We start from the raw sequence: 12,606 nt of genomic DNA, 5'->3' as shown, positions 1-12,606 counted from the left end.
GCCAGGAGGACATACGACATGAAAACATCTTTCGCATTCACACGACCCGCCAGGACGCTGGCGCCGCTCGCCCTCGCGGCGGCGTTGACTGGCTGCTCCATGGCACCGAAGTATGACCGGCCCGCAGCGCCGATCGACACGGCTTATCCCTTGGGCGCGGCCTATGTGGAACCGGCGGCCGCGACGCCCGACGACGCGATCACGGCCGAGATCGGCTGGCGGGACTTCTTCCGCGACCCGCTGCTGCAGCAGTTGATCGGCATTTCACTGGAGAACAACCGCGACATGCGCAAGGCCGCGCTCAACGTGGAGGCGGCTCAGGCGCTGTACCGTATCCAGCGTGCCGAGATGCTGCCGAACCTGGGCGTTTCCGCCCGCGGCGCGTCAGAGCGCGTACCGGCCGACCTCAGCACCACGGGGCAAAGCGACGTGCTCCGGCGCTACGACGTGGCCGGGGTGACGGCCGCCTGGGAACTGGACCTGTGGGGCCGCATCCGCAGCCTCAGCGACCGGGCGCTGGCGTCCTACCTGGCCCTCGACGAGACCCGCATCGCCACGCAGATGAGCCTGGTGTCCGAGGTGGCCAGCGCCTACCTCACGCTGCGTGCCGACCAGGAACTGCTGCGCCTGACGAGCGACACCCTCGCCACGCAGAAGCGCTCCTACGGGCTGACCACCCAACTGGTGGAAGCGGGCAACTCCACGCAGCTCGACCTGCGCCGCGCAGAGATCGCGTTGCGCACCGCCGAGGCCAACCATGCCGCCTACACACGGCAGGCGGCCAAGGACCGCAACGCGCTGGTGCTGCTGTTGGGCCAGCCGCTGACGCCGGAGCTGTCCCGGCAGCTTGACGAGGCCATGGCGCTGCCGGACGACATCGTGCCGACCGGCCTGCCGAGCGGCCTGCCGTCCGAACTGCTCGCGCGCCGGCCGGACATCCGCGCCGCCGAGCAGATGCTGATCGGCGCCAACGCCAACATCGGCGCGGCGCGGGCCGCGTTCTTCCCGACGATCAGCCTTACGGGCTCGGCGGGCACGGCCAGCGCTTCGCTGGACGGCCTGTTCGATTCGGGCTCGCGGGCCTGGAGCTTCCTGCCGCAGATCACGCTGCCCATCTTCCGCGGCGGCGCGCTGCGCGCCAACCTGGACGTGGCGCACGTACAGAAGCGCATCGAGATCGCCAACTACGAGAAGTCCATCCAGGCGGCCTTCGCCGAGGTGGCCGACGGCCTGGCGGGCAAGCGCACGCTCGATGAGCAGATCCGCGCGGAGCAGCTCCTGGTGGCGGCCAGCCAGAAGGCCTACGAGCTGGCCGAGCAGCGCTTCCAGGAGGGCGTGGACGACAACCTCACTGTACTCGACGCGCAGCGCACGCATTACGGCACGCAGCAGACCCTGGTGCGCACGCGCCTGACGCGGCTGAACAACCTCATCCATCTGTACAAGGCGCTGGGCGGCGGCTGGACTGAGCACACGGTGCAATCGGGCGCCACGGCGCAGCAGTCCGCCCGGTCGCCGGGATGAGGGCCGGCGCGCAGCGGTGGCGTCCCCCATCGCTGCGCGCGGAGAGCTGGATGAGGATTGGTGAACTCGCGCGCTTGACCGGCACGCCCCCTGAGAACATCAGGTTCTACGAACGGGAGGGCCTGCTGCCCGCTCCCGAGCGGTCCCGCAACAACTACCGGCGCTATGGCCCGGCCCATGTCGAGCGGCTTTACCTGATTCGCAACTACCGCGCGTCGGGCATCGGCCTGGATGACATGCGCAACTTGCTGGGCTGGACGCATCGCGAGTCCCCGGAACCCGAGCTGCTGACGCAGGCTGTCCGGGACCATCTCGCCTATGTCGAGGAACGCATGGCGCAACTGACCCGGGTGAAAGAGCACCTGCTCGCATTGGAACGGCAGGCTGTTCCTTCTGCCGCTCGGGAGATTTGCGAGGAGCGACCAGGTTGCGGCGGTTCATGAGCATCGCATGGCCGAATCATGGTCGGATAACTGAACATATATTCATGCGTGTAATATTTCCGGCCAGACAAACGAACAAGAAAGACCGCCCATGACCGACCAGAGCATCACGCGCCGAAACATCGGCGTTCTCACCGCCGCGCAGGCGCTCGGTGGCGCCAGCGCGCCCATCGTGATGTCGCTGGGCGGGCTGGTCGGCCAGCAGCTTGCCAAGGACTCGGCCTGGATCACCTTGCCCGTGAGCCTGTTCGGCCTGGGTCTTGCCATCGGCACCTTGCCTGCGGCGTTCATCATGCGGCGCCATGGCCGCCGCAACGGATACGTGGTCGGGGTCGGCTTCGGCGTGGCCTCGGGCCTGATCGCCGCGCTGGGCATCATGCTGGCCTCGTTCTGGATCTTCTGCGCCGGCACCTTCCTGGCGGGCTTCTACGGCGCGTATGTGCAGAGCTACCGCTTCGCAGCCGCCGACACCGCCGAGGACGCGCTCAAGGCCAAGGCGATTTCCTGGGTAATGGTGGGGGGTCTCGCGGGTGCCATCATCGGGCCGCAGTTGGTGATCTTCACGCGCGACGCGGTAGCGGGCACGCCCTACGTCGGCAGCTTCCTCAGCCAGGCGCTGCTGCCGCTGATCGCCCTGCCGATCTTGCTGATGCTGCGCACGCCGCGCCAGACCCCGGCCGAAGCCGCCGCCGACAGCGGCCGCACGGTGCTGCAGCTCCTGGCGATGCCGCGCTACGCGCTGGCCGTGGCCGCGGGCGTGGTGTCCTATGGGGTGATGGCGTTCGTGATGACCGCCGCGCCGGTGGCGATGGTCAACCACGGGCATTCGGTGGACAACGCCGCCCTGGGCATCCAGTGGCACCTGCTGGCGATGTTCGGGCCGAGCTTCTTCACTGGGCGGCTGATGGTGCGCTACGGCAAGGAGCGCGTGACCGCCGTGGGCATGGTGCTGCTCGCCGCCTCCGGGGTGGTGGCCCTGGGCGGGCTCGGCCTGTCCCACTTCTGGGGCTCGCTGGCGCTGCTGGGCATCGGCTGGAACTTCAGCTTCATCGGCGCGACGGCGGTGGTCACCGATTGCCACACCCCGGCCGAGCGCAGCAAGGCGCAGGGCATGAACGATTTCTTCGTCTTCGCCGCCACGGCGGCCGTGTCGTTCCTCGCGGGATCGATCCTGCACAGCTCGGGCTGGCAGGCGGTCAACTGGATGATCTTCCCGGCCCTGGCGCTGATCTTGGTGCCGCTGCTGTGGCAGACCGCGCGAAAGCCGGTGCGGCTAGGTCCGGGCTGATCGGGCCGATGCGGGAGGTGTTCCATCTAGCGGTCGCCTCAGGCGCTACATCACCTGCTTCCACCGCTGCAGCTTCGACAGCGCGTTGTCGTAGGCGGCGGAAGTGAAGGACTGGATCTTGCGCCGAGGGTCTTCATCGGCATCAACGGCGAAATGAGGGGCTTGACCTTCCAACAATGGGAAGCCCTACAGTGACTCCATCAATCTCATTCAAGGAGTTTTTCATGAGAGTCAACAAGTTCAGCCTGTTGTTCATTGCGGGCGCCGTCGTGGTCGCCATCGGCCTGATGGCCGTTCAGAAGAAGGTGGTCCCGTCGGGTGAAGTGATGCAGGCCAATGCGAGCGGAGATCACCAAGGGCACGCGATGCCCTCCAGCGCCTCGGCCAATGACAGCCCTTCCACGACCGCGTATCGCGCCGTGAACGACCAGATGCACGCGGGGATGGGAGCGCAGTTCACTGGCAACGCCGACGTCGATTTCATGCGCGGCATGATCCCGCACCACCAGGGCGCGATCGACATGGCCAAGGTGGCGTTGCAGTACGGCAAGGACCCGGAGGTCCGCAAGTTGGCTGAGGAGGTTATCTCTGCGCAGGAAGGCGAGATCGCCATGATGAATAAGTGGCTTGGAGAACGCGGCCAACAGGCGGCGACCGGCAGCTCGGGCGACGCCTCGACGACCGCCTACCGTGCCGGCAATGACCGCATGCACGCCGACATGATGATTGACTTCAGCGGCGATGCCGATGTGGACTTTATGCGCGGCATGATCCCGCATCACCAGGGCGAGATCGACATGGCCAAGGTGGCGTTGCAGTACGGCAAGGACCCGGAGGTCCGCGAGTTGGCTCAGGAGGTTATCTCTGCGCAGGAAGGAGAGATCGCCATGATGAAGAGCTGGCTTGCCGCTCGGGGAAAGTGAAGGCACGACCATGAACCAAGCCAGCACCCCGCGCATCATCATCTATAGCACTCCAGCCTGCCCGGACTGTCGGGTGCTGAAGGAGTGGCTGTCCCAGCAGAGCATCGTGTTTGAAGAACGCGACCTGACCGACCCGAAGATTTCTGCGGAAGCCAAGTCACGAACCGGCGTGCGCGTGGCTCCGATCACGCTCATCGGTAATGAGGTCTTCTATGGCACCTTTGCGAGCCAGAAGCCGGGGCTGATGAAGGCGCTCGGCCGTTCGACAAGTAGATGAAGGGTCTCAAGAAATACTTGGCCCGCGCTGCCGTCCAAGCTCCCAAGATACGCCGCCACCGCGCACCACGGCGGCGATATGCTGCCCCAGCCGCTGCTCGATCACCGGCCGCCACGGCACCAAGCTGAATCCCATGCCGTCGTCCAGCATCGCGTAGCGCCCGCTGGCGAGCATGACGCTGCGCCGGTAGATGCCAGCCACGCGCTGCCCGTCGGCCACCGGGCGATGCTCCAGGCCGGTTTCAGCGGCAATGCCCTTCGCGGCCTGTGCCAGTTCCCGGTTGCGCAGTGTGCCCAGCAGGTTGCGCGCCAGGATCACGCGCTGCCCGCGCCGCTCGGCCAGCCCCTGTTCGGCCAGGAAGTCGGCGCGCTGTTGCATGGCCTGTTTGGCCTCGCCACCAAAGCCCAGGTCGCCCAGGCCCGAGCCGCCGCCGATCAACTGCTGGTCGAGCCACGTGGCCCCGATCACGCGGGCCTGCCGCTCGATGGGCAAGTGCGATTTCAGCTCCACGGCCACGCCGCCCAGGCGCTGCGCGTCGTACTGGCGGCCACGCTCGGCCAGGTCGTCCGGCACCTTCCATAGCCCTTCGGCAACGCGCTCCACAATGCCGGCCCGACGCAGGGCCTCCAGCCGGCGGATGTGGGCGGCGACGACTTCTTGCGGGTCGCGTCCGGCCTTGGCCCGGCCCTGCCCGATCGCCAGGTGATGGTCAGTGCGGTACAGGCCATCGCTCGCCAGCGCGGCGATGTTCTTGTCGGCTGCGCGCACGTCGGCCGAGCCTTTCACCTCCACCACGGCGCCGCTCGGGTAGTTCGCCAGCTCGTCGCGGGCGTTGAGCGCGACGTAATGGGCCTTGCCGTCCACCCCGTCGATGACCAGATAGCCCCGGTCGCGCAGCTCGTCGGCCAGCCCCTTCGCGGCCACACGGCCGAGGATGGTTCGGCCATCGTCCCCCGGCTCGAACACGGCCAGCTCGCGCGGCTCGCCGCGCATGGCCCGCTGCACGGTGCGGATGATGTCGCCGCGCTCGCCCAGCGCGCGCAATGTCTTTTCCGCATCGGCATGGATGGCCCAGGTGCCGGGCTGCGTCTCGTCGGCCAGGCCCAGGCGCTGCAAGTGTTGCAGGCGGCCGATTAGCATCAGGCGTTGGCGCTGCAAGCGGGGGGCGTTGAACCTTTCGACGCGCACCAGGCCATCGCCGCCGGCCTCGCCTATCTCACGCTTGAGGGTGCGATCCAGGCTCGTCCACCGCTCTTGCTCCACCTCACGCTGCAAGGTCTGCTGGATCTCCAGTTCGGTGCGCGGCCCCAGCCATTCGGTCGCCAGCTCGGCGGCGCGATAGCGGAAGCCATCGGCGATGTAGTCGCCCGCGATGATGAGGTCTTTGCCGGTGTCGTCGCGCCCGCGCACGACGATGTGCGTGTGCGGGTTGTCGGTGTTCCAGTGGTTCACGGCCACCCAATCGAGGCCCGTACCCAGGTCGGCCTCCATGCGGCCCATGAGGTGCCGCGTGTAGGTGCGCAGGTCTTCCAGCTCCGCGCCATCCTCGGGCGAGAGGATGAAGCGGAAATGGTGCCGGTCGTCGGCGCAGCGTTCCTTGAAGGCGTCGAGATCGGCCACGTCTGTCTGCGGCCCGTAGGCTTGGCCCGGCTCGCCGTCGCGGCCCACGCCGTCGCGCTCGATGTAGCGCAGGTGCTTGGCGAGCGACTGCGGGCTGGCCCGCTGGTGGTTCACCAGCAGCGTCTTGATGGTCGCGCGCCGCGACATAGGCGTCAGCTTCGCCCCGGCGAAGCGTGCTGCCGTGTGGCCGCGCCCCAGGCGCGAGCCGGGCCGCTGGCCGGTGCCACTCGCCGATGCCGGACGGCGCACCGTGGACTTGCCGCTGCTGGCTTTGCCCGCCTGTTTGAGCACCTTGGAAACGAAGCTCTGCCCCTGGCCCTTGCCCCGGTTCTTCGGGGCGCTGGGGCGCACGCGGAAATCGTCGTCGCGGCGGTCGGTCATGGCTGCGCTCCCTGCAAGCTCTGGCGTGTCCTGTCGTGCGAAGCACGCGGACATGCCTGCATTGGCGCGACCTTCGCGCCGAACGCGGCACGGCGGCAAAGCCGCTCCGTGCCGCGCCACCCCCATGTGCAGACTGGCTTTCGACGCGGCCCGGTGCCGCGTCCTTTTGTCTTGCCTTCCGCCTTTACCCCTCGCTGTCGCTCCGGGCATCGGCGGCCCGGCGGCGCTGAGCTGCTTGCAGCCAGCGCACCGGCGAACGCGCCAATGGCCGCAGGCCGGGCGCGTTCGAGGAAAGACGCCTGCACGCTGGATGGCTGCGCCGGATGTTGCGCGAAGCGCGGCGCGAATGCGCCCGCGCTGCACACGCGCGACGACACGGCAGCAGCCACTGGAACGACATGCTCGATGGCACGATGAGAGGCACGGCGACGTGCAGCGAATCGGCGGCCATCATGGGCGTGTCTCCAGCCAGACCGGGTGCGCGATGCCGATCACGGCGGATGCGCTGACCGGGCCGAAATAGCGGCTGTCAAACGACGCCGGATTGGTCACGCTTAACAGGAACAGCTCGCCCGGTTCAAGGCGGCGGCAGAGCTGCAAGGATGGCAGCGGCCGGCCCAGCCGGTCGGCAGGCAGCACGGCGGCCGCAGGCACGCCGTCGATGCGTACCTGCCCGGCGACGATGCAAACGTGTTGCGGCGCGACCGCGCCCACACGTTTGAGCAGCGGCACGCGCGTCGGCAGGTAGCCGCGCTGCGCAGCCAGCATGGCGGCCCTGTCGGGCAACGGCACCAGCACGATGCTGTCCACGGACAGCGGACGTGGCAGCGAGGCGGTGCGCGGGTCGAACGGTTCAATGCGATACCAACCGACCGCCACGCTGTCGGACGGGTTGTAGGTCAGACGCGGCAGCGGCGACACGAAAGCTGCCCAGGCCAGCGCAGCGAAGCCGACAGCGGAGAAGCCCGCCAGCACGATGCGAACGCGCAGGCGCGAGCGAGGATGCGGCGCGGGTTCGTGCGTGCATGTGGTGTTGGAGCGGGCCGTCATGGCAGCGCCCTCCCGGCCAGCCAGGCGGCGTGCCGCTCGGCGGTGTATTCGGGCAGCGCCAGGCGGGCCGCCAGACGGTTGCCCAGCGTGCGCCAGTACGCGGGCGACACGTCGATGGCGGCGATACCCTGCGCGTCGATGTTGTCGATGCGTTCCAGCACGACACGCACCGCGTTTTCGCCTTCGGCGTGCAGCAGCAGGCGTGCGCCCGGCTGCACACCGGGGATGCGCTGCATGTCGTCCAGTGGCGTGGCGGCTTGCATCACCTTGAGCTGCCAACGGATCGTGCCGTAGTCGTTTGCTTCCCAGCGCACGCGGCAGAACATTGCACGCGGCAGGAACACCGCGCAGCGCCGCCAGCGGTCGAGCCGCAGCATGCGCGCCGGTTCGCCGAAGCGCAGGTAGAGCTTGAAGCGATGTTCGATGTAGGCCAGCGCCACGCGCGTCAGTGGCACGTTGCCGGCCTCGCCGGCGAGCGTCGAAAGCGAAGGCAGCGACGCAGTAGCCGGTGCAGCCGTCGCCGCGTGAGCGGCAGGCAGAACGGATGCGTTCATGGCAGGTTCTCCGGGCGCTTGTCGGGAAACTCCCGTTCCAGCAGGCCGCGCAGCATTTCGGCCACGGTCACGCCCTGGCCGAAGGCGGCGATCTTGATGCGCGCGCGTAGCGCGGGCGTCACGTCGAGCGTGAGGCGTGCGGTGTAGAGGTCGCCCTTGTTGAGCGCATCGGCGTCGCCCTGGCGAATCCACGCCTCGGCGTGCGGATTCGCGGGCGGACGCGCACCGATGCCGACGCGCTTGCTGCGTGATGGCTTTGCAGTCATGTCGGCCACCGCAGCAGTTCGTCCACCAGCGCGGCTATCTCGCGTGCGGCGGCGCTGTCCGGCGCCGTCTCGCGTGCGAGCCGACCGGCGGCCACGCTGTCGGCGAAGACGATGCGCTGGCGAACCTCGGCGCGCAGTGCCGGCAGCGGCTGTTCGGCCAGCGACTGCCGCGCCTCCCGACCGATCACCGTGGTGCTGACGCGGCGGTTGATGACGAAGGCCGCGCGCAGCGCAGGCCGGAACACCTGGGCCTCGCGGATCAGTGCCACCATCTCGGCGCTGGCCCACAGGTCGTAGGGGCTGGGCTGCACGGGGATCAGCACGCGCTCGGCCGCCAGCAGCGCGGAGCGCGCCAAGGCGGCGATCCTGGGTGGCCCGTCGATGATGACGTGATCGGCCCGCCTGGCGAGTTCTGGGGCTTCCTGGTGTAGCGTCTCGCGGGCGAGGCCCACGGCGCTGAACAATCGTGGCAAGCCCTGCTGGCTTCTGCGCTGCGTCCAGTCCAGTGAGGAACCTTGCGGGTCGGCGTCCAGCAGGACGACCGATTGCCCACGCATCGCCAGCTCGCCAGCGATGTGGGTTGCGAGCGTGGTCTTGCCGACGCCGCCTTTCTGGTTGAGCAAGGCGACGATCATGGCGCGGCCCTCCGAACTGGAAAGCCAGCGTGGTTTTGCCTTGCCGAACGGGGTTGGTTTTTGGTCTGCCTTTGCCTTCGGTACTGCGGCGCTTTTTGCCTTTCGGCAGTTGTCCACCGAAACGGCGCTTCTCTACTAAAAGTTAGAGAATTTAAGTTAGTAATGTTAGAGGGCGAGAAAACCCAGTGCTGGCGCGGGTTTGCGGCCGATTGGCACGCCTGATAGCACGATAGTGCCACGCCTGATAGCACGATACCCCGCACGCCTGATAGCACGACACCATTCACAGCTTGTCCCGAAGTTATCCCCGTGCCGTAGGCGGCACGGGCCGAAAGGTCAGCAGCTCCGTTCCGTCGTCCGGCATCCGCTCGATGCCCAGGACGTAGCCGGGCAGCGACTGCCGCGCCACCAGTGCGCGCAGGTCGCAGGCGAAGTCGTAGGGCTTGGCGGTGCTGCCGGATTTCTGGTGCAGGTAGCGGAAGTCGAACTGCCAGCCGTATTCCTGCTTGCCGCCGTGCTTGCGCACCAGGCGGTACAGCCAGCGCTCGATACCGCCGGTGAGCCGGAAATACGCCGGGTCGATGGTCAGCACCAGGGCCGCATTGAGCACGCCCGCATAGAACCAATCCGGCAGGATCAGCTCGATACCCAGCGGCGTGCCGCTGGCATCGGCCAGCTCCTTCCACTCGTTGATCCACGAGAAGCGGTGCAGGCGTCGCCCGGTCGTCTCGCGGATGGATGTGGCCACCGTGGTCGATTGCAGGCGATCCAGCGCGGCCTTGAGGCGCTGGTAGTCGCGCAGCGACTTGCCTCGCCCGATGAAGCGCAGGATCTCGTAGGGCGTGGCGCGCATCAGCCGCGACGGCCGCAGGCCCGCATCCTTCGCCTCCACGATCTGCGAGGCCGCCCAGATCAGGATGTCGGCATCCCAGATGGTGGCGATGCCGTGTTCCTGCGTGCCTTCCACGCGGATCGTCACGTTGCCGGCACGGAAGTCGATCGGCGCCGTGCGCCGCGACTTCGCCAGCGAGAAGAACGGATAGGCCATCAAGTCCTGGCTGTCGCGCGGCGCCATGTCGCCGGGCAAGGCGCGGAACAGGTCGAGCTGTTCGCGCTCCTGTGCCGGCCGCTGCCGGGACGGCAGCGCGGGACTGGACATGACGGCGGCCACCCGTGAACCAACGATCAGCGGCGATCACGGTAGTCACCCGCATGGCGCTCGGCATACTCGGGGTCGGACGTGGCATCGAAACTGCGCGCATCGGCCCAGGCGTCGAGGTCGGACACCGCGTACATGACGCGACGGCCGAACTTGCGGAACTTCGGCCCGCCGCCGATCACGCGCTGTTTCTCCAGCGTGCGCGGGCTGAGGCGCAGATATTCGGCGGCCTCGTCGTTGGTCAGGTAGCGTTGGGGCTGCGCGGGCGCAGCGACAGCAGCGGCGGCAGGCCGCAAGGGAGCAGGTCGCATGGGATGTACCTCCATCAAGCCCGGCCACACCACGCGGCCGGATAGAGGCACTTTCAAGAAAGCAAGGCTTCCTGCTAAGGGACGATTTGCAGGGGGCGCGAAACGCCCCCCCCTAATGCGGTGCAACTGGCGGAAGCTGCGCCAGGCGGCGATAACCGCCGCGCATCAGCGCCTCGCCACGACGCACCAGCCGCCGCACGCGGGCACGCAAGGCGCTGTCCTTGTGCCAGTCGGCCGCGACGGCATCCGCGCCGAACAGCCCTTCGGCCACCTCGCGCAAGGACGCGCCCGTCAGGGTCGCGTCGAGCGCCTGGAATGTGTGCAGTTCCAGCAGCGCGGTGGGCGTGGGCCGGGAACGGGCCGCCGCCGCAGGCGCGGCAGCCGTCGCCACGGCCAGGGCGTCCAGTTCGGCCGCGAGCGTGCGATAGCGCGCGCAAGGCGTGGCGCAGGCGCGGGTCGCGTACAGGTAGGCCATGCCGTCTTCCATCCCTGGCCCGAGGGCGAGTCGCAGGCAGCAGCCCGGCCAGTGCGACACCAGCACCAGGCGCTTGCCGTCGTGGATCAGGTGCTTGCGGCCTGGGACGCGCCAGAACTCGAAGGCATAGGCATCGGGTGGCGGATCGGCATCGGGGTAAAGCTGCACCACGGCATCGTGGTCGGGGAACCAGGCCGGATGCGCGTCACGCGCATCCAGGGCGGGATCTTCCAACAGGCGCAGGCCCCAAGCCTGCGCCGCGTCCGGCTGGCGGCGACGGCGCAGCCAGTCGCGCCGGTAGTCGGGATTCCTGCGCAGGTACTCCCACGCCAGCGCGGGGCCATCGAGATGCAGCGTGTAGAGATACGCTGCGGTCGGATACCAGTGTGCGGCGCTCGAATCAGCCATGACGCAGCCTCCTGTCGATCAGCAGGAACGTCGCTATGGATTGCGGCTTGCGGAGCTACCGTTTCAACATCAAACTGCCATCAAGATCGGGGTAAGCTGTAACTTGTGGTGTCAAGACCGATTCGCTCCGGTGCATTGCCAAAATCGTCTGAACGCGACGGCTGCACCGCCGGAAAATGGTGCGCAGCACTGGACACCGTGCCGCAGCCCGCGCCAAAGATCGTGACTGTTTCCAACACAGTCGCACCGCTTCGGTGCAAGAGTGCGGAATCAGACCCGCACGGTCTCGACTAAGACCGAAATAGTCACAATGCGTCCCGGCTGGACGGACTGCGCAGGGTTCGATCAGTCCGTGATCGAGCCGTTCTCCTGCGCCAGCCGGACGTACTCCGACAGCGGGCGTGCCGCCTGGAAATACCGATCCCGCCGCACCGGCAGCTTGCGCGGCCCGACGATGGCAGCCAGGTCGGACAACTTCACCGTCCCCAAGGCGGGCATCCCGATCCCCAGGTCGATCAGGCCGTAGGCCGTATCGCCATCGGCGGGATCGAGCGAGGCCAGCAACCAGGTCGCGTGCGCGTCCGGGGTGAACAGCCGCACAGTCGGCACCGGATCGGTGTCCTGCCCGGTGGCGCGGGCCTGGCCGTTGGCCAGCAACCGCGCCCGTTCTTCATCGGTGACAAGCGGGATCACGGCCGTGTCCCTTCCACGAATGAACGAAGCCGCCGAAGCGTATCCCCGTTTCCGCACGGATGCACAGATGCGCAAGTCCACGCATCCGCAGAAGCGTAGAGGCACGAAGGCGCATGTACGGAAGTCAGGAAAGACACGGATCAGGCTCTCCGCTTTTGAAGAAATCCGCCGAGGCGGATTTCTGTAAAGGCACGAAAACAGGTGAGATTGGATGAATGAGTTAAAGATAACGTGGTTTTAATTGTGTTGCGAATCGACGCTTCTGTCTATGCAGAAGCGACCCGTCCAGCGCGGCCGACCAGTCGGTGCCACTACCTTCGACGCCGAATTGGCCCAGGCCTTCGGCGCGGCGGTGCGTGCGCTGCGTACGGAACGCGGCATCGCCCAGGAGACGCTGGCCAACCTGGCGGGCATCGAGCGCTCGCACATGGGCAAGATCGAGCGCGGCGAACATGCGCCGACCCTGGCGGTGATCTTCAAGATCGCCGGTGCGCTGGAATGCAGTACCGCGGTACTGATGGCCGAGGCGGAAAGCCGACTTCAAGCCGCCGAGGCATAGCCGCTGGAAGGAAACACCCCGCCGCAACGGGCGGGGCGCT

Annotated in this window: 17 protein-coding genes; 7 read left to right on the top strand and 10 right to left on the bottom strand. The window is 67.6% G+C overall.

What is annotated here, in order from left to right:
• Positions 1 to 18: 18 nt before the first annotated feature.
• From LE197_RS23155 to LE197_RS23135, 5 genes are all read left to right on the top strand, one after another.
• Complete coding sequence (locus tag LE197_RS23155; protein ID WP_008786734.1) at positions 19 to 1,524, top strand: efflux transporter outer membrane subunit; 1,506 nt, start codon at positions 19 to 21, stop codon at positions 1,522 to 1,524.
• Positions 1,525 to 1,574: 50 nt separating this feature from the next.
• The gene (locus LE197_RS23150) at positions 1,575 to 1,967 is read left to right on the top strand and encodes a MerR family transcriptional regulator (RefSeq protein WP_019396549.1); all 393 of its coding nucleotides are present in this window, start codon (positions 1,575 to 1,577) and stop codon (positions 1,965 to 1,967) included.
• Positions 1,968 to 2,058: 91 nt separating this feature from the next.
• Positions 2,059 to 3,255, top strand: coding sequence for an MFS transporter (locus LE197_RS23145; RefSeq protein ID WP_008786732.1), 1,197 nt, complete (start codon positions 2,059 to 2,061; stop codon positions 3,253 to 3,255).
• A 224-nt stretch (positions 3,256 to 3,479) separates the two neighbouring features.
• Positions 3,480 to 4,178 (top strand): DUF305 domain-containing protein, encoded by a 699-nt coding sequence (locus LE197_RS23140; RefSeq protein ID WP_024892198.1) that lies wholly within the window; start codon positions 3,480 to 3,482, stop codon positions 4,176 to 4,178.
• Positions 4,179 to 4,188: 10 nt separating this feature from the next.
• The gene (locus tag LE197_RS23135) at positions 4,189 to 4,455 is read left to right on the top strand and encodes a glutaredoxin family protein (RefSeq protein ID WP_008786730.1); all 267 of its coding nucleotides are present in this window, start codon (positions 4,189 to 4,191) and stop codon (positions 4,453 to 4,455) included.
• Between the two features lie 6 nt (positions 4,456 to 4,461).
• Here the strand turns inward: LE197_RS23135 and LE197_RS23130 are convergent, their stop codons facing one another.
• The 6 genes from LE197_RS23130 to parA all read right to left on the bottom strand — a co-directional run bounded on the left by LE197_RS23130 (position 4,462) and on the right by parA (position 8,961).
• Positions 4,462 to 6,456 carry a relaxase/mobilization nuclease domain-containing protein gene (locus tag LE197_RS23130; protein ID WP_019396546.1) on the bottom strand — a complete coding sequence of 665 codons (1,995 nt, stop codon included), beginning with the start codon at positions 6,454 to 6,456 and terminating at the stop codon, positions 4,462 to 4,464.
• Positions 6,457 to 6,640: 184 nt separating this feature from the next.
• Entirely contained in the window at positions 6,641 to 6,910 is a 270-nt protein-coding gene (locus tag LE197_RS23125; protein ID WP_226033710.1) for a hypothetical protein, read from the bottom strand.
• Positions 6,907 to 7,506, bottom strand: coding sequence for a S26 family signal peptidase (locus LE197_RS23120; protein ID WP_024892197.1), 600 nt, complete (start codon positions 7,504 to 7,506; stop codon positions 6,907 to 6,909). Before LE197_RS23120 ends, LE197_RS23125 begins: the two co-directional genes overlap by 4 nt.
• Positions 7,503 to 8,060 (bottom strand): DUF2840 domain-containing protein, encoded by a 558-nt coding sequence (locus LE197_RS23115; RefSeq protein ID WP_106468510.1) that lies wholly within the window; start codon positions 8,058 to 8,060, stop codon positions 7,503 to 7,505. The genes LE197_RS23120 and LE197_RS23115 overlap by 4 nt, the downstream gene beginning before the upstream one ends.
• Positions 8,057 to 8,326, bottom strand: a complete 270-nt coding sequence (locus LE197_RS23110; RefSeq protein ID WP_106469695.1) for a chromosome partitioning protein ParB — start codon at positions 8,324 to 8,326, stop codon at positions 8,057 to 8,059. The genes LE197_RS23115 and LE197_RS23110 overlap by 4 nt, the downstream gene beginning before the upstream one ends.
• Entirely contained in the window at positions 8,323 to 8,961 is a 639-nt protein-coding gene (parA, locus tag LE197_RS23105; protein ID WP_106468511.1) for a ParA family partition ATPase, read from the bottom strand. The genes LE197_RS23110 and parA overlap by 4 nt, the downstream gene beginning before the upstream one ends.
• On the opposite strand from parA, the gene LE197_RS23100 reads away from it, so the two are divergent.
• Positions 8,960 to 9,100, top strand: coding sequence for a hypothetical protein (locus LE197_RS23100; protein ID WP_158704774.1), 141 nt, complete (start codon positions 8,960 to 8,962; stop codon positions 9,098 to 9,100). The two genes, parA and LE197_RS23100, sit on opposite strands and share 2 nt — an antisense overlap.
• A 162-nt stretch (positions 9,101 to 9,262) precedes the next feature.
• Here the strand turns inward: LE197_RS23100 and LE197_RS23095 are convergent, their stop codons facing one another.
• From LE197_RS23095 to LE197_RS23080, 4 genes are all read right to left on the bottom strand, one after another.
• Positions 9,263 to 10,120 carry a replication initiator protein A gene (locus LE197_RS23095; protein WP_106468512.1) on the bottom strand — a complete coding sequence of 286 codons (858 nt, stop codon included), beginning with the start codon at positions 10,118 to 10,120 and terminating at the stop codon, positions 9,263 to 9,265.
• 26 nt (positions 10,121 to 10,146) lie between these two features.
• A complete protein-coding gene (locus LE197_RS23090) occupies positions 10,147 to 10,431 on the bottom strand; it encodes a helix-turn-helix transcriptional regulator (RefSeq protein ID WP_106468513.1) in 285 nt (94 codons plus the stop codon).
• A 112-nt stretch (positions 10,432 to 10,543) separates the two neighbouring features.
• Entirely contained in the window at positions 10,544 to 11,314 is a 771-nt protein-coding gene (locus LE197_RS23085; protein ID WP_106468514.1) for a DUF2285 domain-containing protein, read from the bottom strand.
• A 345-nt stretch (positions 11,315 to 11,659) separates the two neighbouring features.
• Positions 11,660 to 12,007 carry a DUF2958 domain-containing protein gene (locus tag LE197_RS23080; protein WP_199792477.1) on the bottom strand — a complete coding sequence of 116 codons (348 nt, stop codon included), beginning with the start codon at positions 12,005 to 12,007 and terminating at the stop codon, positions 11,660 to 11,662.
• Between the two features lie 268 nt (positions 12,008 to 12,275).
• Here LE197_RS23080 and LE197_RS23075 point away from each other — a divergent pair, with 268 nt between their 5' ends.
• Positions 12,276 to 12,566 carry a helix-turn-helix domain-containing protein gene (locus LE197_RS23075; RefSeq protein ID WP_006452450.1) on the top strand — a complete coding sequence of 97 codons (291 nt, stop codon included), beginning with the start codon at positions 12,276 to 12,278 and terminating at the stop codon, positions 12,564 to 12,566.
• Positions 12,567 to 12,606 lie beyond the last annotated feature (40 nt).

Source organism: Pseudomonas sp. PS1(2021) (assembly GCF_020405165.1).
Taxonomy (GTDB): Bacteria; Pseudomonadota; Gammaproteobacteria; order Pseudomonadales; family Pseudomonadaceae; genus Pseudomonas; species Pseudomonas aeruginosa.
The sequence above is the reverse complement of the archived record's forward strand: the minus strand, read 5'-3'. Positions and strand labels throughout refer to the sequence as shown.